Raw genomic sequence first — 25569 nt, 5'->3', positions numbered from 1 at the left:
CAGAGGGAATCTGTTATACAACTTACTGTATAACGGATTCCCTCTGATTTGCGTTGCAGTAACACCGTTAAGGCGCTGCCGATGAATATCGCTCGATAAATCTGGTGTCGACCCGGATCTTAGAATTAATTACTGTGCCCAGCTCAATTGATTCGATGACTAGGTCAACGGCTAATTGAGCCATTCTTTTTTCTCGACATGGACGGTAGTCAGCTCCGGTGAAACGATTTGTGATTCGGTGATATTATCAAACCCTACGACAGAAACCTGTTCAGGGACGCGCACGCCCAACTCCGTCAGAGTTTTTAGAGCGCTTATCGCAATATAATCACATTCGCAAAAAAGCGCGGTCGGCAGGCGGCGTCCTTGTTCTAATAATGGCTTTAGCTGTGTCTTCAACTCCTCCTGCGAAGAAAGCATGGTAGGAGCGACAGAAAAGATATAGTCAGGTGAGATGGATAAACTGTGCTCCCGGAGCGCCTCCTCAAATCCTTCCCTTCTTTCTTCAAAATTGTGAATACGCACATTGGAGGCGATATAGCCGATTTCCCGGTGGCCGATCTGGCAGAGATGGGACCCCGCCTGATAAGCTCCGATATAATTATTAATCCCCACAAAATGTAAGGGCAGTTTGTCGAAGCAATTATCCAATACCACTAGACGCGGACCCAGTAGGTTGGCGATCTCGGTGATCTCCTGTGGATTTAGATTGGTGCCGAGGAGGATAACCCCGTCGCTTTGCTGGTCATCTGCGACCGAACGTATGTCACGTTCGAAATGTTCCATGTTTACAGTAGCAAATAGCAAGGAGTAGCCTTTGCTTCGACATCTGTCCTCAATGAAATGGATTAATTCTCGAAAGAATGGCTGTTCGTAATATTGTTCCAGCACAATTCCCGAGTTGGTAAACACTAAAAAGGATAATGAACGCGCCGAATGCTCCGATGCCGTTGTCCGCGGCTTAAGCGCATACCCGTTTTCTCTCGCAATTTCCAGTACCCGTTCACGCGTATCGGCGCTAATTCCCGGCTTTCCGCTGAGTGCAAGAGATACAGCCGATTTGGATACACCTGCAAGCTTTGCGATATCTTCCATCTTCATCTTGTACAATCCCCATTTACTAAAGTTGTTGAGTAAGTTTAGTTTAAATTTCTGCGGAGATAAAAGCAAGGAAAAGGTTGATTTATTGAATTAGTTTATATAAATATCAACTAAATATGAACTAAATATTGATTGACGTACTAATATTTCCGATATATCATAAAAATACACCTATACATAACTAAAATGTTTTTATAAACATTAAGTTAATTTACATTATACACGAACATATTTACTAAACTATCAACTAAACAATTAGGAGGTATTCTTTTGAAAAAATTGAAGTTAGGCTACGCCCCCACTCGCCGTTTCGTTTTTAGCGCAGAGGACGCATTCAAGTACAAAGTGACGATCAAAGAAAAAATTCAAAGTTTCGGACTCGATATGGACATTGTCGATCTGGAAGGAATCAATTCGGAAGGCCTATTGTATGACGATAACGTGAACGCCGACTTGATTATAGAACGGTTCAAGCAGGAACAAGTAGATGCGGTCTTTTTCCCGCACTGTAACTTCGGTACGGAGGATACGGTAGCTCGCGTGGGCAAGGCGCTAGGTAAACCGGTGCTGCTGTGGGGACCTCGGGACGAAGCTCCTCTTGAAGACGGCATGCGGCTGCGTGATACACAGTGCGGATTGTTCGCCACGGGTAAGGTGCTGCGCCGTTTTAATGTTCCCTTCACCTACGTAACGAACACAAGAGTGAATGACCCTGTGTTTGAAAGGGGATTCACTAATTTTATTTCGACGGCTAACGTGGTGCGCCAATTCCGCTCGCTGCGCATTTTACAAATCGGACCCAGGCCTTCTTCATTCTGGACGATGATGTGCAACGAGGGTGAATTGTTGGAGCGCTTTGGCATAGAACTATTTCCGATTACACTTGTAGACATTCAGCGGGCATCCAAAAGAATCGAAAACGGGAATTCCTCCGAGTTAGCGGAAGCAGTAGATTACATAAAAGAAAAGCTGGACTGGTCGGAAGTGACAGAAAATGATGTCATACGGATCGCAGCGCTCAAAGTGGCTATGAAACAATACGCCCGGCAAACGGGCAGCACAGCAATCGCTATTCAATGCTGGTCATCTCTGCAGGAAGCGATGGGCATTATGCCGTGTCTTGCTAATGCGATTTTGACAGATGAGCAAATTCCGGTGACGTGTGAAACAGATATACATGGCGCGATTACGTCCGTTATGGTTCAGGCTGCGGCGATGAATCAAGCACCCACGTTTTTCGCAGATCTTACAGTACGCCATCCCGATAACGCAAACGGTGAATTATTGTTCCATTGCGGCAATTTTCCAGTATCTCTTTCAGTGGAAGAACGACCGAAGCTGCGCAAGCACTTCCTGTTCGATGACCACTCGCCGGGCACGCATGAGGGTGAAATTAAAGGAGGCTCGATGACCTTAGCGCGATTCGACGGTGATCATGGAGAGTACCAATTGTTCCTGGGACGAGCGAAAGGTATTCCTGGTCCTTATACACGCGGTTCCTATGTATGGGTGGAAGTGAACGATTGGCCGCTTTGGGAAGAAAAGTTGGTAAAAGGACCATACGTGCATCACTCCGTCGGCATTCACGCCAATGTCATTCCTGCGCTATATGAAGCTTGCAGTTATATTCCAGGTCTAACTCCGGATCCTGTTGATCCGACGGAAAGTGAAATTCAGGCATGGCTTAGAGGTAACGGCCTGTAAGAAGGAGGATTTATGGAGATCAGAGAACTGCAAGCGAAGGCGGCGCAAATTCGGATGGACCTGCTCCAAATGATTTTTCGGGCAAAAACCGGGCACACGGGAGGTTCTCTCAGCAACACCGATATTATAACGGCACTGTATTACCGAATCATGAATATCGATCCTGCCCAACCGAAGGCGGCTGACCGGGACCGATTCATTTTAAGTAAAGGTCATTCCGTAGAGTCCTTATGGGCTGTTCTGGCAGATAAAGGTTTTTTCGAAAAAGAACAACTGGCTACATTCAGCCAATTCGGTACGAAGCTGATCGGGCATCCGAATAATAAGGTACCGGGTATTGAAATGAATACAGGCGCCCTCGGCCACGGTCTAGCAGTGGCTGTCGGCATGGCTTTAGCAGCAAAGCGCGATGGAGTCAGATACCGCACTTTCTGTCTGATGGGCGACGGGGAGCAGGCGGAAGGTTCGGTATGGGAAGCTGCGATGGCAGGAGCGCATTATAAACTGGATAATTTGATTGCTATTATTGATCGCAACCGTCTTCAGATCAGCGGTTCGACTGAAGAAGTCATGGGCTTGGATCCGCTGGAGGACAAGTGGCGAGCTTTTGGCTGGAACGTCATGGTCATTGACGGCAATGATATGCAAGCATTAATTGAGTCTCTCGAGGCGGTTCCGTCCGTGCCGGGCAAGCCCACGCTTGTGATGGCGAATACGGTTAAGGGCAAGGGGGTTTCATTTGCCGAGAATGTTCCGCATTGGCACCATCATGTGCCAAACGAAACGGAGCTTGAGCAGGCTCTGACCGAATTATCCGCTGTTTTCGAATTTTATCAAACGGAAGGGCAGGGACGATAAAATGAACACGATTCCGAATCGTCAAGTGATTTGCGACACACTGCTCGAGTTAGCCCAACATGACCGAGATATTATGGTGCTGGCGAGTGACTCGCGGGGATCGGCGGCGATGGCTCCTTTTGCCAAAGCATACCCTGATCAATTTGTTGAAGTCGGCATCGCTGAGCAGAATATCGTCGGGATCTCGGCAGGCCTGGCTCACAGCGGTAAAAAGCCATTCGTCACTTCTCCTGCTTGTTTTCTTAGTATGCGGAGCATTGAGCAGATCAAGGTAGATGTCGCTTACTCGGGAACCAACGTGAAGCTGGTAGGCATCAGCGGAGGGATCAGCTATGGCGCCCTAGGGATGTCCCACCATTCCGTGCAGGATCTCGCAGTGGCCCGCGCCATTCCGGGACTATCGGTCATGCTGCCTGCCGACCGTCACGAAACAAAACAAATGATTGAAGCGCTCGTGCAGTACGAAGGCGGAGTATATGTTCGTATCGGCCGAAATGCAGTGGAGGATGTGTACGAATCTGACGCCTACGAATTTACGATCGGCAAAGCGGTCACGATGCGAGAAGGAACGGATGTGACGATCATCGCTGCCGGGGAAACGGTACGTGTCGCACTGGACGCGTATGAAGAACTCAAGGAGGCGGGCGTTTCCTGCCGCATTATCAATATGCATACCATCAAGCCGCTGGATGAAGATGCTGTCATTCATGCGGCGAAGGAAACCGGTCATATCATCACGGTTGAAGAGCACAGCGTACTTGGCGGACTTGGCGCCGCCGTGGCCGAAGTCGTGGTTCAGTATGCTCCTGTGCCGATGCGTATTATCGGCATCCCGGATGAGCCGGCAATCGCCGGTAAAACAGCGGAAGTATTCAAGCATTACGGCATCAGCAGCGATAATCTCAAAATGGTTGCACTCCACATGCTGGGCAAGCAGGAGAAGAACTGATGGCTCCTCAAGACTATTTGCTGGCTATCGATCAAAGCACATCCGGGACGAAGGCGCTTCTGATTGAACGGTCTGGGAAGATCCTGGAGCGCAGCTCAAGGAACACGTACAACTTTATCCGCGTCCCGGTTGGGTGGAGCATGACCCGCTTGAAATATACGAGAACGTGAAGCTAACTGCACGTCACGTATTGAAATCAGCCGGAATCGGACCGGAATCTCTTGCGGCTATTACGATTACGAACCAAAGGGAGACTGCGATTCTTTGGGACCGGACAACCGGTCTCCCGATTTATTCCGCTATTGTCTGGCAGTGCCAACGGACCGCAGAGCGATGCACAGCCCTTCGGGCATCCGGTCACGAGGATACCGTCATGTCCAAAACGGGCCTAATGCTTGATCCGTATTTCTCCGCAGCAAAGTGGGCGTGGATTCTCGAACATGTGGAAGGCGCAGCGGAAAAGGCGGCTCAAGGTAAGGTGATGGCGGGAACCATCGATAGTTGGCTGATCTGGAGGATGACTTGCGGCAGCGTTCATGCGACGGACTACACGAATGCCAGTCGTACATCACTTTTTGATATTCATACCTTGGAATGGGATGATCAGCTATGCGGTTTATTCGGAGTTCCGGCGAATCTGCTGCCGGAGGTGCGTTCATCCAATGAACTGTTCGGCTGCACAGAAGATCCTGAACTCTTTGGTACGATACGTGTCCCCATTACGGGAGTAATCGGTGATTCGCAAGCAGCTCTATACGGCAACCACTGCTTCCGTAAGGGGATGGCCAAAGCGACCTATGGGACAGGAACATCCGTGTTGATGAATATCGGAGAAACGGCTGCGCCGTCCAAAGATGGATTGGTCAGCGCTATTGCATGGGGAATCGACGGTAAGATTACTTATGCGGTTGAGGCTGTCATCCGAACATCGGGTGACAGTTTAAAATGGGCGCGCGATAATTTAGGATTGTTTTGCACGTATGAGGAGATGGAGCGTTTGCTTAAAGGGATAACCGATAGCCAGGGCGTCTATCTCGTGCCCGCTTTTGTCGGCCTTGGAGCGCCGTATTGGGATCCTTATGCGAGAGCCTCGATTACGGGGATGAACAGAGGGACCCAAAAGGCCCATATCATACGCGCTGCATTGGACAGCATTGCTTATCAGGTGCGCGATGCGGTTGCCCTAATGGAACACAGCACAGGTATTCGCCTGGATGAGCTTCGCGCGGACGGCGGTGCCTCGGGCAATGCAACGCTCATGCAGTTTCAGGCTGATCTATTGGATTCCACCGTGATAAGATCTGAAATTGCCGAGCTTTCCGCCATGGGGTCCGCTTATATGGGGGGACTTGGAATTGGTTTCTGGCCATATATCGACGAAATAGCTTCGGCCAATCAAAGAACGGTCACCTATAAGCCGAGGATGCAGAAACAGGCGCGAGATTCTTATTGTGCTGGTTGGGATCGTGCAGTTGCATCCGTACTAAACAGCAGTGATCATGGAGCCGGGCTGCCGAGCAGCATTCGGCGGACCCGCTAATACCAGCCACAGACAGGAGAGAAGAATACAGCTGTTAGTAATCATCGATACTGTCGATAAAGGAAAAATGAAAGGGCACCGGGACTGCGATTAAGGCAGCTCCGGTGTTTCTTTGCTTTCTGCAGAGCAGGTTGCAAACCTCAGAAAAATAAGAGTGTTGAAGTGGCTGCGAATTCATTCATCAATGAAGCAGTCTCTTCAACACTCTTATGATCAAAGCATTTTCGCTAATCCCTCGTAGGTAACGCTCCATGAACCATCCTGCGGAAATCCAGGGGCGTGTATGTCCGGACCGCCCTCCCAACCGGCTGCCATCATGGCAGCAGCGCTTAGCAGACCACCGTTGCCTGGGAGGTATACCGTTAGTGGCTTGCGTTGATAGTTGTGTCCGTTAGGAAGATAGGTATTGGTGACTTTATCGATTAAGAGGATGTCTAATGCCAAACGACTCTCACCAAGTCTTGCCGCCGTCATCGCGGCCATGGGATAGTCCCATCCCCAAGTAGCATCCCAGTTCCAAACCTTCATGACTTCGTGCAGCGTGCGTAACATCGTTTCGCGATCGACATTGTCACCTGGCAGGATTCCGAGCGGGGCGAGCATCGTCGGATGATCCCTGGTGCCGGTTTCTTCGGAGAATGTACCGGGTGCTGTTTCGGCTGCGACATATAGTCCATCAACAGCAGGAAGCTTGGACAGATGTTTCAGAACATGCTCCCATTTCTCCATTTTCGGGAGACCGAGTCTTTCTCTCCACAAGATGGCGATCCTTAATCCGAACGCCCAATAGGACAATTCGAAAGTAGGGTTCATAGTCGTTGCGTGATCGAATATTTCCTGAGCAGGCGCGACCGGCGGTCCTAGTACATATCTTTCTTGTCCAGGATCCCATTCGGCAAAAGATGCCATGAAAGACGCGCTTTCAAACACGATTTCGGCATACTTCGCCAAGGTATCGCGGTCACCCTTGATGTTATAAATCAACTCGGCATAATAAATCGGATGCGGCTGCTGCCAGATGAGAAACGGTTCAATATAACAAGGTCCGTTAACACCGTCCGGCGCAGTGCATTTCGGCCATCGAGCGCCTTCATAGCCTTGTGAATCAGCTAACTTCCGGGCTTTATCCACGATGGTGCCGTACCATGTTAGACTGTTTTCCAGCAAATCTACCCGCTTCCAAAGCGCAAAATGAACAGCGTGCCACCAGTGCATTTCCAAGTGGAATTTACCGCCCCAGCTGTTGTGGGTCAAACCGGATTCAGCGGGAGGCAGTGTACCGGATGATTGGATAGCAGTCACATACTGGGAGAGTACGATTCTTCGCTCCAGTTCGTGTGCTCTAATATCTTTACTGCCGTTAAGCTCGATGGCGCCGCCCGAAGTCCAAAAGCTTTCCCAGTGGCTCTCGGCTGCGGCACGCGTCTCTTCGAACGTTGGTAAATCGGTCGGTATATCATGTTTCGTAAAACGGAAACGAAGCTCGAATTCGTCGCTGTCCGGGGAAGGCGAATATAGGCATACATGCTGGTCGCGCTCATCGCGTTCAAATGTACCGTTGGTCCAAGCGGCATGCATCGCATACGAGTCTTGATCTAGCTTTCGGCTGATGTAGACAGAGTCGCTATCGAGGTGAACAACTTCTGTGGTATGCCGGTCTGGCTTACTCCAATCGACAGCTGCGAATTTCCAAGTGCCATAGGGGAAATGAAAGGCAACCTGTAAGCGCCCTAGGCGGATTAATTCGGACTTTACCCGAACCGCGATCAGGTCCTCACTGGGATGGCAGCATGTGCTTACTTTCGTTTTGGCAGTGAGCAAGGAAAACTCGCTCTCGATCACTCCTGACCACATATCGAGAACTTGTTCGATCTTATTCAAGTCGTCATGGGTAGCCTCATCCCCAGAAGGCAGAGACAGCCGAAAACCTACCACCCCCAAATGCAGTTTATGCGGATTAAATTTCAACCATTTATACTCGTCAGTGGTCTGACCCGGGGGCATGTAAGGGAAGCCTACTTGTCTTCCGTTGAAGGTCGGGTAGTACGTAAGCGGAAACTTTTCGGGTTGATATTCATTTGGATTTGGAGAAGTATGCCAAGCCCAATTGGACAGGTTTCCCAGTGGTACTCCTCCGTCAGCATACAGATTCGGAAAAGTTTGCAGACCGGTTGCATCCACGGTAAAGGCATAGTTTCCGTTGCCGACTGTCAGGGAAGAAAACTTGTCAAAGCAGGTGATGAGCGGATTGTGGCGTTTGACTAACGCTTTTCGATCAATCATGTGAACCCCTCGTTTCCATATTCATACGATGCTTTCAAAATGATAGGTGCCCGAACCCGCATGCACAGCCACATAACCGGATTGAGTACGCAAGACTTCAAGGTTCCGGGCGGTCTCAATTGGCTCTCCGCTTTCCAATACCGAATTCACAGATGCAGTGGGAACATAAATATCCGCAACACAGTTAGCCGGGATGGTCACACGAAGATTCAATCGATTAGGCCCACTTCGTTTCCACGACACATGAATACGCCCGGCGAGAAGCAGATATTCGGCTGTCACTTCGTCCAAGCCTGCAGGCAGCGCAGGTTGAATGGAGATTTGATAACTTTCGAAATCGGTGTCATATCGGAACTGGATTCCGGCTAGCCCGCTATAGAGCCATTCTTCCAAATGTCCGAGCATGAAATGGTTCTGTGATTTGCCGACAGTCGGACCGTCCCATGCTTCAGTCAATGTGGTTGCCCCATGTGCGAGTTGATATCCATAGCTGGGATGACCGGTTTGACGGGTCATTTCAAAAATGATGTCAGAACGGCCATTTTGCGCAAGTGCTAGCAGAACATAGCGATGGCCGATATCGCCGGCGGTTGTATGATACCCGCGAAGATGAATGTCTTTTATAAGATGAGAGAGAACTTTTTCTCGAAAGGGTTCTTGAACAAGCCCCAATACAAGCGGCATAGCGTTAGATGTCTGACTGCCGGTGGCATATTGATGTGTCTCAAGGTCGAAGAACGTTTCATTAAATGATGACTTGATATCTTCACGCAGCAGCCCATATTTGACAGCGTCCTCACTGTAATTCAAGAGACTCGCGATCTGCGCAAACACGTCGACGATATGATAAAACATAGCGGTTTCTGTATGAGAAACCGGCGTATTTTGTACAAAGCCCGGAGTGCTGTCGCCAACATCGTACCAATCTCCAAGACCGGTTTGAATAATCAAACGATCGGAACTGTTGGTCAAATAGTCAATATAAGCTTTCATCCCCTCATAATGCTCGGTCAAAATTCGGCTGTTGCCGTACGTGTGCAATAGATTCCAGCCGACAAGCACGTATGCAGCGCCCCAAGATACGGAGTCGCGAAAACAGCGCCATTGATCGGAAAACACGACATATTCCGGAGCCGTCGTCGGAACCATCCCGTCAGGAAGTTGTGCGTCCCTAATATCTTCCATCGTTTTGATGAACAGGGACTCGGCATCATAATTAAAGGCAACGGAAGGACCCATCAAATGGACCTGTTCCAGCCATCCCAGTTTTTCCCGATGCGGGCAATCCGTGAATATGCTTTTCATGTTGCTGAGGATGGCCCGGTTAATGAGGTCGTGCGTACGATTCAGCATCAGATCTGAACTGAGGAAATTTCCGCGAACTTTCGTGTCCGGGTAAATCATTTGGCCTTCGACGCGGAGAAGAACGGGAATATCCGTATCGCTGCTTGCAGAGTCAGGGAAAATGGCTCCTTCGATCTGTAAGTAACGAAACCCGTAATAGCTGAAGCGTGGTGCCCATGTTTCTTCTTCGTCGTCTCCGTTCAAGATAAAGGTAAACTTGTAAGGGGAGCCGGTCCACTTTTGATTGACCGTTCCTGTATCTTTTACTACTTCAGCAGGGGATAGAGTAATTTGCGAGCCGCTTCGACCTTTTGCGCAAATCTCAACCCAGCCTGAAAAGTTTTGCCCGAAATCAACGACATACACTCCGGGAACAGGCTGAGTAATGTGAGCAGGCTGGAATGTTTCCATTACTTTTAAAGGAGTAATCGCCTGTGCCTTCAGTTTTCCAGCAGGGCGCTTTACTTCGACAGCTTGCTTCCATTGTTCATTAGGAGCAAATCTCGGCTGGTCCCAATCCGCTTGCAGTCGGCGTGAGTCGTAATCTTCCCCGCCGTATATACTTGAAAAGGTAATAGGTCCAGGTGCGGTATGCCAGTTTCTACCGCTTCCGATTTGAATGTAATCTCCGTCGGTAAATGTGACTTCCAATTGAATCAAACATCGGGGTGTTCCGAAGGAATGCTTGAATTTCGTATAACGGCCGCCTGCAACATGGAAAAAACCGTTCCCCAGCATGACGCCGATGGCGTTGGGACCTTCGTTCAGAACTTCTGTCACATCGTGAACGCAGTAGAGGCACGTTTTGTCATAGTGTGTCCAACCGGGCTCAAGAACGCTGTCACCGACTTTCTTGCCGTTTATACGGAGCTCGTAATGTCCGAGTCCGCTTACATATGCTCTTGCACTGGCAATTGGCTTGTTAAGATTGAATGCATGCCTGAAAAGAGGCATAGCCGTTCGCTCACCGGAGATGCTTTCGGATTCCCCGATCCACATAGCAGACCAATCGCTTTCATGAACAAGGCCCATTTCCCACCAGGAAACCGGGCTTTCGGTCATGCGTTTCTTTTGATCCCAAATCTGAACCTTCCAATAATACCGAGCACGTGATTGAAGTGAGGAGCCTTTATATAAAATATGTACGTTTTTCTTACTGAAGATCTTTCCGCTGTCCCATATTTCGCCGAAGTTGCGTTTTAAGTTCGACTCGTCACGGGATACGATGATCCGATAGGCCGTCTGCATCTGCATGCGCTCCGATGAGTCTGTAAAACTCCAAGCAAATGCCGGCCAAAGGGCATCGACCCCGAGCGGGCAAATTTTGCTTTCCACAAACATTTCATCCACTTGCATCGGTTTCGGTCTCCTTTATCAACAGGTTGAAGCAAAAATAGGCTGCGAGGCGGCCACGCTGATCGTTCTGAACTCTTTGCCGTAGTTTTTGGTCGGATCGCCTTCCCGGTACGGTCTGCAAGAGCAGTAGAAGTGGTAAAGCACGCCCTGATGCATAATAACAGAGGGCTTGTGGGCAAAAATGGAGTCAATACTGCCTTCCTCGCCAACATTGATGATCGGGTTCGGATACTTTTCCCAATTCAAAAGATCACTGGAGAGCGCGATGCCTTCTTGCGCTTTTTTGTAATCGTAGCCGAAGTAATACATGACCCACTGGTTGCGGTCTCGGTCATGCAGCACGCAGGGATCGCTGACAAAGCCGGAGTCCCATCCTTCCGGTGTAACGAAAAGCACAGGGTTATGCTCATATCTGTTCCACTGCTTCAAATCTGTAGAGAAAGCGACACCTGTTTGTTCGACCCATCTTCCTTTATTTTTGTTTTTAGCATTGTAGAACAAATAAAACTTGCCTTCATGCTCAACAAGACATTCCTTGTACAGGCCGCCTTTTTCCCAATCTGCGCCTTCTTCGGGGACTAGAATCGGATCGGGGCAGCGGTGCCATTCCAGCAGTTGTTCGTCTTTCGTCCAAGCAATTCCGATTTTTGCGGAGCCTTCTTCATAACCGGTTTCGGGATAGGCGTGATACACCAGCCAATATTTATCGTCCCATTTTTTCAGGACCGGCGGGGCGTCCAATTGATTTTCTTTCAAAATCCATGTGCCGGCGATATTGACGGAATCCCAGCCTGTGGTTTCATTTCGTTTTAGAATGACTCCTTTATGCACCCAGTTTATTAAGTCATGGCTTACCGCCAAAGCCGTTTGATAACCGATACCGTCAAATCCCACATACATCATGTAAAACTGATCGTTATGCTGAAAAACATATGGACAATCTACGGCGCGTTCATCAAAATGACCGGGGACCCCGGAGCCTGTGAGTACCGGACTTCCTAGTTTATATGGAGTGAGATAAGGCTGAATATTCAAAAGGGCACGCTCCTTGTCTTTTTGAGCTTTTTATACCGGATACATTATTCAGGGTACAATTAACCGATTCATGGCTGTGTGGGGGATTGTATCCGAAATATAGGTCGATACGATCTTCGCAACCCGGTTGCATTGACATCAAGGATAGGCGGGCGTAGGATGAGGGGGAATTGAGGCCAAATTGCACGGAAGGGGGAGCTGAAGTGAAGGCTAATCATGGATTTGTGCCCTATAAGTTTCAGACAGCCGGCAACATAATTGCCGGACCTAACGCGATTACAGAGCTGATCCCCCAGATTAACTTGCAAGGAAACTTCCGGCATGCTGTGATTGTTACGCAACCATCGTTGAAGGCGATGGGGGTCATTGATCGTATTGCGGATGAATTGAAGCAAGCGGGAATTGCCAGCAGATGTTTCACAGATGTGAAGCCGGAACCGACCATTACTAATATTCGCGAAGTGTTCGGTTTAATCGCAGCTGATCCTGTTGATTTGTTGATCGGAATCGGAGGGGGCAGTGTTCTTGACGCTACGAAACTATTTTCCGTCTTGTTGACCAACCCAGTGGATGTAAGGAGTCTTGTTGGTGCCGATCTCGTGTCCAGGCCCGGGATTCCGACTGTATTGATTCCAACGACCTCAGGCACCGGTTCCGAAGTGACGCCCAACTCCATAGTTACCATTCCCGAGCAGGAACTGAAAGTCGGGATCATTAGCAGGCATCTGCTGCCCATGTTGGTCATCATTGATCCTGTGCTTACAGTAAGCTTGCCGCAAAGCATAACAGCCGCAACGGGCATGGATGCGTTTACCCATGCGCTGGAATCGTATATATCCAATAAGGCCAATCCAATCAGCGACATGTTCGCTCTCGAATCGATCCGATTAATTGCAGGCAACTTGCTTGATGCGTATCATGAAGGATCACATTTGGAGGCGAGAGAGAATATGCTGCTCGGTTCCATGTATGGCGGCATGGCCCTGAGCTCAGCCGGTACAGCAGCCGTGCATGCGCTGGCCTATCCACTAGGAGGAAAATTCAACATATCCCACGGCGTTGCCAATTCGATGCTGCTGCCGCACGTGATGGCTTATAATATGGATGCTATTCACGGGCGCCTCGGTCATGTTGCCCGAGTGATGGGGGTGCATGAAGGGAGCGGGGAGAGTACAGCTGCATCCGAATCGGTTATTCGCCGGATTTATGAGTGGACGGATGAGATGCGCATCCCGCAGGATTTGCGTGTGTTCGGTGTTCATGAAGCGGATGTTGACGATATAGCGGTTGCGGCCTCTAAGGTGACGAGGCTTTTACATAACAATCCGAAGCCAATGGATTTGAATGCGATGAAGTCGATATACCGTAAACTGCTTCCCTGAATGAGTGGAAAAGGAGGGCGTCTTGATGAAAGTTGCTGTCATTGCCGATGATTTTACGGGAGCGGGAGATGCTGGGGTGCAGTTTGCCAAACATGGGATGCATGTATCCGTGCTTTTTCAACTTACAGCAGGCTTGGATAAGCTAACCGGTAGAGATGTGCTTGTCCTTGATACCGACAGCCGTTCGCTAGACGCCAAATCCGCTTACATCCGAACTGCAATGGCGTCACTGAAAGCTCAAGCTTTTGGAGCAGATGTTGTGCTAAAAAAAATAGACTCCACTCTGCGCGGAAATATAGGGGCGGAGCTCGACGCTCTATATGATACAATTCGTCCCGATTTTATTATCATTGCACCTGCCTACCCTGAAATGGGCAGGCTTGTTCGTCAAGGAATGCTCTACGTGAATGGTATACCGCTGCAAGATACGGAGTTCGCCCGCGACCCGAAAACACCGGTAATCGAACCGTACATTCCCGATTTGCTGCGCAAGCAGACGAAGCGCTCAGTCGAAATCATTCCTTCTGCCATTATGGAGGAAGGGAAAGGTGCATTGGTTTCGTTCTTGCAAAACGGCGAATCACGAGGGGTCCGCTACTTGGTTGCAGATTCGGCTGAAGATAGCGATCTGAAGCGTCTAGTCGCTTTCATGGTAGAGACGGATTATACAGTCGTATGGGCGGGTTCAGCCGGTTTAGCCGATCATTTGTCTAGTCATTTGTGCGGCCATTTCTCCGTGGATCTTCCTATCTCACGGCCAAGTGAAACGCTTGTACCTGAAAAAATCGCTGAACCGATTCTTACCGTCGTCGGCAGCGTTAGCTCTCGTTCACGCTGTCAATTGGACATTCTGTTGCAGCTTCCGCATATTCAGGGTGTAAAAGCAGAATCTTACCGGCTCCTAACCGGACACCCCGATCGGGAAAGAGAAATCATGAATGCGGTAGAGCAAGCAGATCTGGCTTTACGCCAAAATGTTCATACGGTGCTCTATTCATCTGGAGAAGATGAAGATATTCGGATTGCTCAAGAGGTCGGCAGCGAATATGAGTTGAATGATCAGCAAGTCAGTGACGAGATTGCGTGCGCATTGGGAGAAGTCGTCTCTCGATTGATCAAACGAGTCCGAATTGGAGGGATTGTTTTGACCGGAGGCGATACCGCCAGGCATATAGGAAACTCTCTGCGAATCCATGAATTCCGATTGTACGACGAGGTGGAAAGAGGCATTCCGGCCGGTCTGATCGTGATGGATCAGCCGCTGCCCGCGGTTACGAAGGCGGGAGGCTTTGGTTCCGATCATGCACTGGTGAAAGCTCTGGAATTATTACATAGAGGGATGGGTATGAGATGAAGCCTATCATTGGAATCACGATGGGAGATGCCTGCGGCATCGGACCGGAAGTCATAGTGAAAGCGCTGCAAAACGAACAAGTTTATGAAATATGCCGTCCATTGGTCATTGGCGATCCGGTTCAGTTAGAACGCGCGCTCCGCATCGTCGGCGGTTCGGCATCTGTATGCGGCGTGACGGAGCCCTCAGACGGGCTATACAAGTATGGCCGTATCGATTGCTTGAACATGCATTTGCTACCGGCGGACCTTTCACATGGACAGGTTAGCGGTAAAGCTGGACACGCCGCCTATAAATTCGTTGAGAAGGCGGTGGATTTAGCGCTTCGTAGAGAAATCGATGCGATCTGCACCGCACCGCTAAATAAAGAAGCTTTGCACAAAGGCGGACATCTGTACCCGGGCCATACCGAAATATTGGCTAGTTTAACCGGCACTGAGGATTATTCTATGATGCTTTCAGCTCCGAAGCTGAAGGTGATTCATTTGACTACGCATCTAGGACTTGTTCAGGCGATCGCAGCAATTAATCCCGAACGGACATACAAGGTGATAAAACTGGCGCATGAAACACTGCGGAGAGCTGGGAATAAACGACCGCGAATCGCGGTTTGCGGCATCAATCCGCACGCGGGCGAGAACGGACTATTCGGCAACGGCGAGGAAGAAGAGAAGTTGATTCCCAGTATCATGCGTGCTGCGGAGGAAGGCGTTGACGTCACCGGACCTTATCCGGCGGATACGCTGTTTTATCGCGCGGTGCGCGGGGATTTTGATATCGTCGTGGCGTGCTACCATGATCAAGGACACGTGCCAGTCAAAGTGATGGGAATTGGGAATCCGGCGTCAATATCACGGTCGGATTGAATGGAGGGATCGTTCGCACCTCAGTTGATCATGGGACAGCATTCGACATCGCCGGTACTGGTTTGGCGGATGAACGAAGTATGCTGGAAGCCATTCGCTCTGCCGTTGAGCTTGCGCCTAGACGGTTCGGAGAGCTGAGGTAAGTTTTTGACTCTTATGGAGAGCCCTTCGTTGTACGGTTATAGTTGTCAATCAAATGTACTTCGTAAGAAGGAGAGAAGGAGTGATCACATGCTCAAGCCATCAGGTATTATTCCTGCTATGGTTACGCCTTTCGACATGAACCAACAGCTTGATGAAATGGCATTGCGTATGTTGACCCGCAGACTAATCAACGCGGGCGTGCACGGTTTATTTTGTTTGGGCACAAACGGGGAGTTTTTTCGCTAACCTTTGAGGAAAAGCTGCAGGCAGCACGGATAGTCATAGAGGAAGCGCAGGGACGAGTTCCAGTTTATGTTGGAGCCGGTTGCGAAGGAACATGGGAAACTGTTCGATTGGCTGTGGAATTGGAACGGCTAGGGGCCGATGCTTTATCGGTCATTACGCCATATTTTTTAACGTTTACACAGCAGGAGCTGCTGGGACATTTTCGAGCGGTGGCTGATGCGACAGGGCTTCCCATCCTTTTGTATAACATTCCTGCAAGGACAGGTAACTCCCTGCATCCCAAAACCGTGAAGGAACTGAGCGAGGTTTCGGGCATAGTAGGCATCAAAGACAGCAGCGGCAGCTTCGATACAATTTTGCAATATTTAGAAGTGTCAGGACCGGATTTTTCCGTGCTGGCGGGTACGGATTCATTAATATTGCCGACTTTAATGGCCGGCGGCTGTGGTGCGATTGCGGCAATGGCAAACGTTTTTCCAGAGACGGTTAAGTCCATTTATGATTTGTGGATGCAAGGGAAGCCAATGGAAGCGGAGCAATCGCAACAGAAACTCCGAGCTTTGCGCAGCGCGTTTTCACGGAACACTGCCGTCCGTATTAAAGGAAGCTATGTGCATGATTGGGCTGCCTGCGGGACAGCCTCGTCTTCCAGTGCAACAGCTGCATCCGGCTGCTAAAGAAGAATTGAAAAAGGTATTGGATCAATATTTGGAAGAGGGCGTAACGGGGGTGAGCCGAACGGGGATGAAGCAATCGATGTGAACATTTCGAATGGGGATGAAGAATAATAGTAGTGAGCAACCCGAGAGGAGATGGAGCCGTGGTTGCGAACAGTCCGAGAGTGATGGAGCAATTGATGTGATTAATACGAGAAGATATGGAGCAATAGATGAATAATCCGAGAGGAAGTGGAGCCATGGGTGCGAACATTTCGCGCGAGGATGAGGCAATCGATGTGAATAATACGAGAAGATATGGTGCAATAAATGAATAATTCGAGAGGAAGTGGAGCCATGGATGCGAACATTTCGCGCGAGGATGAGGCAATCGATGTGAATAATACGAGAAGATATGGTGCAATAGATGAATAATTCGAGAGGAAGTGGAGCCATGGATGCGAACATTCCGAATGGGGTTTGGCCCACGCCATGGTGACCCCTTTCACCGATGCTGGCGAAGTGGATTACGGGGCGTTGGAGCAGTTGGTTGATTGGTACATCGACCAAGGTGTACATGGGCTGTTTGCCGTTTGTCAATCAAGTGAAATGTTTTATTTGAGCTTGGAGGAAAGAGTGCGTATCGCTCAGTTTGTCACGGAAAAAGCCGCCGGGCGGGTTCCGGTGATTGCTTCAGGACATATATCGGTTTCTTTTGATGAACAGGTGGAAGAAGTGCAGCGAATGGCAGAGACGGGGGTTAAAGCGGTTGTGTTAGTCAGCAATCGATTGGCCGGTGAAGTAGAGTCGGATGAAATTTGGTTCGACCGGGTCACGCAGTTGATTGACCGTGTTCCAGGTGTGCCGTTCGGTATTTACGAAGTGTCCTTATCCGTACAAAAGGCTCTTAACCCCGCAATTGTTGAAAAAGTGCGCGGATACGGGCAGGTTTTCTTTTTTAAAGGATACAAGCTGCGATTTGCAGCAAATCGCAGCAAAAATAGAGGCAGTAAAAGGAAGTCCACTCCAAATATTCAATGCCAATTCAGCTACCCTGCTAGCCTCGCTGCGCTTGGGAGCGGCTGGATTCAGCGGTGTGATGGCAAATTTCCATCCCGATCTGTATGTTCGTTTGACTGAGCTTTGGAGCACTGAACAGATTCATGCGGAAACGATACAGTCTTTCCTTGGAGCTGCGTCTTTGGTGGAGCTTCAAATGTATCCCGTCAACGCGAAATACCATCTGCGCACCAGAGGACTTCCGATTTTGCTGTACTGCCGTTCGAGGGATGCCGGTGGTTTTAAAAATAATCATAAGCATGAGGTGGAGCAGCTTGATGCGATGTACCGGTTGGTTAAGCAGCATCTGGCTGTATAAGCAATGTGATTCAATAAGGAGGGGTTATCGTGACGTTTAGAGCGAAGGAGAAAATTGTTTTTATCGGCGACAGCATTACCGATAAAGGTAGAAAAAAGATCCGCTGAAGCTGGGATCAGGATACGTTCGTCTGATTCATGATTATCTGACGGCGATGTACCCGCAGCTGGGATTGAAAATCATCAATGAAGGCGTGTCCGGTAACCGTGTAACCGATTTAGAAAAGAGATGGACGCTCGACGTGTTGGATCATCAGCCGCAATGGGTTTCGATCTCCATTGGGATTAATGACGTTTGGCGTCAATTAGATTCTGCAGATGCGGAACAAGTATATCCCGACAGATATGAATCGATATACCGTAACTTGCTCGAAAAGTTGAAGCAAGTACCCGGTTGTCGAGCAATCCTTATGCAGCCGACAATCATTAAGGAGTACCCAAATGCTACGGGAAATCAGTTGCTGCTACCTTACGTAGACATCGTCAACAGACTGGCAAAAGAATACGATGCGATTCTTGTGCCCACGCATTTAGCGTTTCTTGAATTCATTCAGCATGAAAGCGGCAAAGATGTAACGACAGATGGCGTACATATGAATCCGTTAGGAGATATGCTGATGGCTGTGACATGGTTGAAGGCAGTGGTAGGATCGGATATTGGCGTCAAAATTTGATGCTGCTTTACAAGACGCGAGCAAGAGTCTGCAGAGCTGCTAAACATCGTTAGAGAAGCGAGCCCGGGGAGCGGACACGTGTCTAACGATGTTTGGCATTGTTGCAGCCGAGGAAAAGGCGTGTGCTCACGCGAGGAAGAGTCTGCAAAGCTGCTAAACATCGTTAGAGTAGCGAGCCCGAGGAGTCGGGCCGCATCTAACGATGTTTGGCATTGTTGCAGACAAGGAAAAGGCGTGTGCTCACGCGAGGAAGAGTCTGCAAGGCTGCTAAACATCGTTAGAGAAGCGAGCCCGGGGAGCGGGCCCTAGTCTAACGATGTTTAGCATTGCTGCAGCCGAGGAAGAGGCGCGAGCTCACGCGAGCAATAGTCTGCAAAGCTGCTAAACATCGTTAGAGTAGCGAGCCCGAGGAGTCGGGCCGCATCTAACGATGTTTGGCATTGTTGCAGACAAGGAAAAAGCGTGGGCACACGCGAGCAAGAGTCTGCAAAGCTGCTAAACATCGTTAGAGAAGCGAGCCCGGGGAGCGGGCTCAAGTCTAACGATGTTTGGCATTGTTGCAGCCGAGGAAGAGGCGTGGGCTCACGCGAGCAAGAGTCTGCAAAGCTGCTAAACATCGTTAGAGAAGCGGGCCCCGGAAGCGGGCCCTAGTCTAACGATGTTTGGCATTGTTGCAGCCGAGGAAGAGGCGTGTGCTTACGCGAGCAAGAGTCTGCAAAGCTGCTAAACATCGTTAGAGTAGCGAGCCCGAGGAGTCGGGCCGCATCTAACGATGTTTGGCATTGCTGCAGCCGAGGAAAAGGCGTGGGCTCACGCGAGCAAGAGTCTGCAAAGCTGCTAGACATCGTTAGAGAAGCGAGCCCGAGGAGTCGGGCCGCATCTAACGATGTTTGGCATTGCTGCAGACAAGGAAGAGGCGTGGGCTCACGCGAGCAAGAGGCGTACTCCTCGAGCTCCCCCTCGTCTAACGCTCTCGTTGGCAAGTGAAGCGCGTCACCTATATAAATGATGAATTCAGCCTATAATGGGGCGCCGGCTTTCTTGTAAACTGATCATGAACTGAATTCTGCCGCAAGCTCGCAGCAGTATACATCTTTAAAGGAGATCACTCTATGAGGCTGGACCGAAAAACAGCAGTGGTTACCGGGGCGGCATCCGGAATCGGGGAGGCAATCGCCAAACGCTTCGCCGAGGAGGGTGCCGGAGTCATTGTCAATGACATTTCCGACGAAGGAAATAGGGTTGTCGAAGAGATCGTCAAGCAAGGTGGAAGAGCCATATTTATTCGCGCAGATATACGCGTTGAGGCTGAAGTGTTGAAATTGATGAAATCCGCCAAACAGCATTTTGGAGGTCTGCATGTTCTCGTCAATAACGCCGGGGTCAGCTGCCAGACCAACGTTGTGACGGCTGACGATGCCCAGTGGGAACAAGTCATGAATTTGAATTTGAAAAGCGCTTGGTACTGCTGCAAACATGCGATTCCGTTTATGTTGGATGAAGGTGAAGGCAGTATCGTCAACATTGGTTCAACCCACGTTTTCCGAACACAGAAGGACCATTTTCCGTACCACTCTTCAAAAGCGGGCATGCTGGCCATGTCTCAAGGTATATGTGTCGATTTTGCCGGAAGGGGTATACGAGCAAATACGATCAGTCCGGGGTATATTGAAACACCACTAGCCGAAACATACATGCAGACTTTTCCAGATCGGGAGAAAAAGTTTAACGCCATGCTCGCGGTACATCCGATCGGGCGTCTGGGAAAGCCGTCTGACGTAGCGAATGCTGCATTATTTCTTGCTTCCGACGAAGCGGCATTTATTACCGGCGCAAATCTCGTCGTAGACGGAGGCAGGTCGGTTTTACAGGTTTTTGATTAACGAAAAAAACTTCAAAAAGAGGGGGAAAGCTTGTGACCTTTGAAGTAGAACAAACAACTGGTGACAGCGGATGGTTTACACACGACCGGTTCGGACTGTTTATCCATTGGGGGCTGTATTCGCTGGCGGCGAGACATGAATGGCTGCAGTCAAGGGAGAGATTGAGCGGAGAAGCATACCGAAACAAATATTTTAATAAGTTCGACCCTGATTTGTACGATCCGGAGTTGTGGGCGCAACTCGCTTTCGATGCCGGGATGAAATATGTAGTTGCGACGACTAAGCACCATGAAGGATTTTGCCTTTGGGACACCAAGCTGACCGATTACAAAGCGCCGAACACACCGGCCGGTCGGGATTTGATCAGACCGATGGCAGATGCGTTTCGTAAGCGGGGGATGAAAGTCGGTTTTTATCACTCACTGATTGACTGGCACCATCCGGATTACACCGTAGATACGAAGCATCCATTGCGTTTTGATCCAGAAGCAGTCTCCAATAACGCTAACAAGGACTTTTCCCGTTATCGCGATTATTTATTTGGGCAAACGAAGGAATTGATGACCGAATACGGCAACGTAGATTTGCTGTTTTACGATTTTTCATTTCCTGCGGAAAACGGCTTATCCGGCAAAGGGAAGGAAGACTGGGGCAGTGAGGAGTTGATTAAGCTGATCCGTAAGCTGAAGCCGAATATTTTGCTGAATGATCGTCTGCAAATCGGCGGAGATATTACGACGCCTGAGCAATATTTGCCGACCAAATGGGTTCAAGTTGACGGTAAACGTGTTGTTTGGGAGACGCCTCATACGTTCAGCGGGTCCTGGGGATATTACCGCGATGAGGAGTCATGGAAAAGTGTGGATATGCTGGTTAAAATGCTGATTGATGTCGTCAGCAAGGGGGGCAATCTGCTTTTGAACGTCGGGCCTACCGGTCGCGGCGAATTTGACGAACGTACCATGGATCGTTTGAAGGGAATCGGCGAATGGATGAGGCGGCACAGCCGGTCAATCTATGGTTGTACACAAGCGCCGGAATCAATCCGATGTCCGCAAGATTGTCGTCTAACCTATAATCCTTCACTAAACCGATTGTATGTGCACGTGTACAGCTGGCCGTTTAAAAGCATTCATCTGCAAGGTATGGCGGGACAAGTGGAATATGCGCAGCTGCTAAACGATGCCTCTGAAATTCGATTTAAGCAAGGTTTTGTGGAGAGCGGCATCGAGAATGGAGCGTACAAAGAAGGCAGGGATGAAAGCACACTGGTCCTATCGCTCCCGGTGAAAAAACCGGATGTTACGGTTCCGGTCATTGAATTGTTTTTGAAAGGAGGGCCCGCGCAGAGATGACAACCAAAACTGTTACGATAGGCTTCGAACGCCATTGCGCACCGCGGGTGGAGTTCGGACTTAGCCAACTCGCTCAAGCCCTAGAAGATTGCGGGTATACCGTACATCAAGCAGAAGCGTCTTGGACCTGGGATAACTATAGATTGGCGCCGGGACTAAAAATTTTTGCGGGAAACCGCGTAGAATCGGAATTGCTGCAGCGTTTGGAAGAGCGTGATGTATTGTTGTATCACACGGAGGCTCCTGAGGGAGAAGGGTATTATATCGCTTCTTGTCCGGGGAAGTTAACGACAGTTTCAGGAGGGAGTGATTCTGGCGTCTTGTACGGCTGCTTAGAGCTGGCACGAAGAATTCGATCTAACGGGGAGCTGCCTGACGATATTGCTTACGGCGATGCACCGCAATTTGCTCTTCGAGGACCGGCAATCGGTCTCCAGAAAACAACGGTTGAACCGCCGCGTCAGACGTATGAATATCCAATCACGCCGGAACGCTTTCCTTGGTTCTACGATCGCGCTTTGTGGACGGATTTTCTCGACATGATGGTAGAGCAGCGGTGTAACGTGGTTTACCTATGGTCCGGGCATCCGTTCTCATCCCTGGTCAAGCTGGCTGACTATCCGGAAGCTCTTGAGGTCTCGGAAGAAGAATTTGAACTTAATGTAAAGACATTCAGATACCTCACGGAAGAAGCCGACAAACGGGGAATATGGGTCGTCGTAAAATTTTACAACATTCACATTCCGCTGCCGTTTGCCGAAAAGCACGGCTTGAAGTTGCATCAACCGAAGCCGCTGCCAATCACGAGGGATTACTACAAGAAATCGATCTCCGCATTTGTCCAATCGTTTCCTAATGTCGGAATGATGATTTGCCTGGGCGAAGTTTTACAAGGACAAATTTACGGGGTGGAATGGTTTAATGAAACGATACTTGCCGGGCTATTGGAAGGACTGCAGGAGTCAAAAGTGAAGGAAAAGCCGCCGATTATTCTTCGTTCGCATGCCATCGAACCGCAAAAAGTCATCGAAGCGGCACTGCCATTGTATCCGAATTTGTATACGGAGGCCAAGTACAACGGCGAATCATTGACGACTTACACACCGCGCGGCAAGTGGCAGGAGACCCATAACCGTCTTGGTTCCCTTGAAACGGTTCATATTGTGAACGTGCACATATTGGCTAATCTGGAGCCATTCCGTTACGGAGCTCCTTCATTTATTCAAAAATGCATGCAGGCGGCCAAATACCGTTTGAAAGTAAGCGGTCTGCACCTGTATCCCTTGTTTTTCTGGGATTGGCCCTACGCGCCGGATAAAACAGTACCGCGTCTGCGGCAGCTGGACCGCGACTGGATTTGGTTTGCGGCATGGTTTCGCTATGCCTGGAACCCGGATCGGGATCCGGAAGCTGAACGCCATTACTGGATCGAGACACTTGCCAAGCGTTACGGCAGCCGGGAAGCCGGTGAAGCCGTATTGGACGCATACGAGGCATCAGGCGAGTGTGCTCCTAAGCTATTGCGCCGATTCGGCATCACCGAAGGCAACCGCCAAACGATGAGTCTCGGTATGACGATGAGTCAGCTCACCAACCCCGAACGTCATATGCCATGGCCGGATCTGTGGGAATCCCAATCACCCCAAGGCGAACGGTTGGAGGCGTATATTCTTAAAGAAATGGGCGGAGAGCCGCACGTCGGTGAGACGCCGACTGATATCATTGACGATGTCCTCAGGCATGCGCGTCAAGCGGTGCAAGCGATTGGACGCGCACGCAGTCACGTATCTCGCAATCAAGAAGAATTTGAGCGTTTGGCTGACGATATGAAAGCCATTAGCCTTATGGTAGACGCGTATGTTCATAAAATACGGGCGGCGATCTTCATTTTAACGTATAAGCATACAGTCAAAGGGGAGTATTTTAACCGTCTCGATCTGCTGGAAGAAGCGGCTGAACAGTTGGAGCAAAGTTTAAACGCTTACAGGGAGCTGACGGTTCTTACAGAAACGAGGTACTTATACGCGAACAGTATGCAGACGCCGCAGCGGAAAGTACCGATACGGGGCGGACTCGATTTCAGGCATTGGACCGCATGCTTGCCGGTGTATACTGCGGAGCTGCACTCCTTCCGCACTCATTTGCAGGAACTTAAGTCTGGCTTGTTGCCCGAAGCTCTGAAAAATCGTCAGGCTCCGATCGTTCGATGGGAAGAGGCTCCTTTTAAAATACTGTCTGATTATGCTGAAAAATACCGAGTGGAAAAAGAGGCGGAAGTGTTCACCGACGGTGACATTCACATTGTCGGCTGCGCGGAGGAGCTACAAGGATTAACCGGAATCCGGTTCAGTCAAAGGCAAGCGGGATTGTCAGGTTTGACGGTCGATATTGAGCTGGAGCGCCCGTCGAAAGTGCTGATCGGCTATTTCAACTCAAAGGATGAGCAATGGCTGCAAGTCCCAAGCTTGGAAGAAAACACGCATGCCGACGACCGCGGCGGGTATGCACCAGTATTGCGTAAAGGGCTTCGTCTGTATGCCTACCCATCCGTGAACGTCCATACGTTTCTATATGAAGCTGGAAGGCATACGCTCGATTTCGGTAAGGGAGCATACCTGATCTTAGGTGTGATTCCGGCTGAACTGGACATCCGTACGCGCGATGTCGAGCACAAGAACGACGGCATCGCTACCTTGGATTGGCTGTACGAGTAGACTTGGAGGGAAGAAGATGTCAGATAGGGGATTGGCGTTATGGTTTACCCAGCCGGCTGCATCCTGGTTTGAAGCGATTCCCGTCGGCAATGGCCAGTTCGGCGGAATGATGTACGGCGGCACTGACAGAGAGCGTATTCAGCTGAACGAGGATACAATTTGGTCCGGGGAACCAAGAGATACGGTCAATTATGATGCCGTAAATCATTTGGATCATGTACGCGATCTTATTTTTTCGAACCAATACGCTGAGGCTGAGAACATGATAGAACGGCACATGGAAGGTCCGGAGATCGAATCGTATTTGCCGCTTGGCGATTTGGAGCTTGTTTTCGATGAACAGGAGGTATCTCGGACTACCGAAGGGAACTGGACCTGGAAAAAGGGATCGCAAGCGTGAAGTATCTTCCAAAACGATGCTATCTTCACGAGAGAAGTGTTCGTTTCAGCTGTCGATCAAGTCATGGTTATACGGCTGCAAAGTGAACGCAAAATCGGGATGACCGTCCTGCTTCACAGCCCGCTGCAATTCCAAGTCGAGAAATCGTCAAGGAATCGGATGACGCTGTCCGGGCGCTGTCCGGTCCATGTTTTGCCCAATACCGTCAAATCGTCGGATCCCGTTCAATATGCAGAGGGTAGAGGGATCGGTTATGCTCTGCAGCTGCTTGCTCTCACAGATAAGGGGAGAGTTGAAGTCAACGGCGGAAGGATTCGCATCATCGGGACGGGAAGCGTGACTTTACTG

General features: G+C 49.8%; 12 protein-coding genes and 7 pseudogenes. 15 read left to right on the top strand and 4 right to left on the bottom strand.

The features are described from left to right. Nucleotides 1-67: 67 nt before the first annotated feature. Nucleotides 68-1101 (bottom strand): annotated as a pseudogene (locus L0M14_RS11410) (LacI family DNA-binding transcriptional regulator). Nucleotides 1102-1371: 270 nt separating this feature from the next. Between L0M14_RS11410 and L0M14_RS11405 the strand changes: the two are divergent. From L0M14_RS11405 to glpK, 4 genes and pseudogenes are all read left to right on the top strand, one after another. Next, nucleotides 1372-2805, top strand: coding sequence for an L-fucose/L-arabinose isomerase family protein (locus tag L0M14_RS11405; protein WP_235122194.1), 1434 nt, complete (start codon nt 1372-1374; stop codon nt 2803-2805). A gap of 12 nt (nt 2806-2817) precedes the next feature. Then, the gene (locus L0M14_RS11400) at nt 2818-3663 is read left to right on the top strand and encodes a transketolase (protein ID WP_235122193.1); all 846 of its coding nucleotides are present in this window, start codon (nt 2818-2820) and stop codon (nt 3661-3663) included. A gap of 1 nt (nt 3664) precedes the next feature. Then, entirely contained in the window at nt 3665-4612 is a 948-nt protein-coding gene (locus L0M14_RS11395) for a transketolase family protein (RefSeq protein WP_235122192.1), read from the top strand. Then, nucleotides 4612-6152, top strand: a pseudogene (gene glpK, locus L0M14_RS11390) (glycerol kinase GlpK). The gene L0M14_RS11395 and the pseudogene glpK overlap by 1 nt, the downstream one beginning before the upstream one ends. Nucleotides 6153-6365: 213 nt before the next feature. On the opposite strand, the gene L0M14_RS11385 reads toward glpK, so the two are convergent. The 3 genes from L0M14_RS11385 to L0M14_RS11375 are packed head-to-tail and all read right to left on the bottom strand — an operon-like array spanning nt 6366 to nt 12170. Then, a complete protein-coding gene (locus tag L0M14_RS11385; RefSeq protein ID WP_235122191.1) occupies nt 6366-8435 on the bottom strand; it encodes a glycoside hydrolase family 65 in 2070 nt (689 codons plus the stop codon). Between the two features lie 21 nt (nt 8436-8456). Then, nucleotides 8457-11135, bottom strand: coding sequence for a family 78 glycoside hydrolase catalytic domain (locus L0M14_RS11380; protein ID WP_235122190.1), 2679 nt, complete (start codon nt 11133-11135; stop codon nt 8457-8459). Between the two features lie 18 nt (nt 11136-11153). Continuing rightward, nucleotides 11154-12170: a glycoside hydrolase family protein gene (locus L0M14_RS11375; protein ID WP_235122189.1), complete on the bottom strand. Its 1017-nt coding sequence runs from the start codon at nt 12168-12170 to the stop codon at nt 11154-11156. A gap of 203 nt (nt 12171-12373) precedes the next feature. Between L0M14_RS11375 and L0M14_RS11370 the strand changes: the two genes are divergently transcribed. From L0M14_RS11370 to L0M14_RS31860, 11 genes and pseudogenes are all read left to right on the top strand, one after another. Then, nucleotides 12374-13552, top strand: coding sequence for an iron-containing alcohol dehydrogenase (locus tag L0M14_RS11370; protein WP_405030834.1), 1179 nt, complete (start codon nt 12374-12376; stop codon nt 13550-13552). 25 nt (nt 13553-13577) lie between these two features. Continuing rightward, entirely contained in the window at nt 13578-14906 is a 1329-nt protein-coding gene (locus tag L0M14_RS11365; protein ID WP_235122188.1) for a four-carbon acid sugar kinase family protein, read from the top strand. Further along, nucleotides 14903-15915, top strand: a pseudogene (gene pdxA / locus L0M14_RS11360) (4-hydroxythreonine-4-phosphate dehydrogenase PdxA). The gene L0M14_RS11365 and the pseudogene pdxA overlap by 4 nt, the downstream one beginning before the upstream one ends. Before the next feature lie 88 nt (nt 15916-16003). Next, nucleotides 16004-16924 (top strand): annotated as a pseudogene (gene dapA / locus L0M14_RS11350) (4-hydroxy-tetrahydrodipicolinate synthase). Between the two features lie 386 nt (nt 16925-17310). After that, nucleotides 17311-17547, top strand: a pseudogene (locus tag L0M14_RS30990) (dihydrodipicolinate synthase family protein); the annotation flags it as partial. 121 nt (nt 17548-17668) lie between these two features. Beyond that, nucleotides 17669-18196, top strand: a complete 528-nt coding sequence (locus tag L0M14_RS30985; RefSeq protein ID WP_311198899.1) for a dihydrodipicolinate synthase family protein — start codon at nt 17669-17671, stop codon at nt 18194-18196. Between the two features lie 29 nt (nt 18197-18225). Continuing rightward, nucleotides 18226-18869 (top strand): annotated as a pseudogene (locus L0M14_RS11340) (SGNH/GDSL hydrolase family protein). Nucleotides 18870-19981: 1112 nt separating this feature from the next. After that, entirely contained in the window at nt 19982-20752 is a 771-nt protein-coding gene (locus L0M14_RS11335; RefSeq protein WP_235122185.1) for an SDR family NAD(P)-dependent oxidoreductase, read from the top strand. 32 nt (nt 20753-20784) lie between these two features. Then, a complete protein-coding gene (locus L0M14_RS11330; protein ID WP_235122184.1) occupies nt 20785-22107 on the top strand; it encodes an alpha-L-fucosidase in 1323 nt (440 codons plus the stop codon). Further along, on the top strand, nt 22104-24821 hold the full coding sequence (locus L0M14_RS11325; protein WP_235122183.1) for a hypothetical protein: 2718 nt from the start codon (nt 22104-22106) through the stop codon (nt 24819-24821). The genes L0M14_RS11330 and L0M14_RS11325 overlap by 4 nt, the downstream gene beginning before the upstream one ends. Further along, a pseudogene (locus L0M14_RS31860) lies at nt 24769-25533 on the top strand (glycoside hydrolase family 95 protein); the annotation flags it as partial. The gene L0M14_RS11325 and the pseudogene L0M14_RS31860, both read left to right, overlap by 53 nt. Between the last annotated feature and the right edge of the window lie 36 nt (nt 25534-25569).

Origin of the sequence: Paenibacillus hexagrammi (genome assembly GCF_021513275.1) — a bacterium.
In the GTDB taxonomy this organism is placed as follows: domain Bacteria; phylum Bacillota; class Bacilli; order Paenibacillales; family NBRC-103111; genus Paenibacillus_E; species Paenibacillus_E hexagrammi.
The sequence above is the reverse complement of the archived record's forward strand: the minus strand, read 5'-3'. Positions and strand labels throughout refer to the sequence as shown.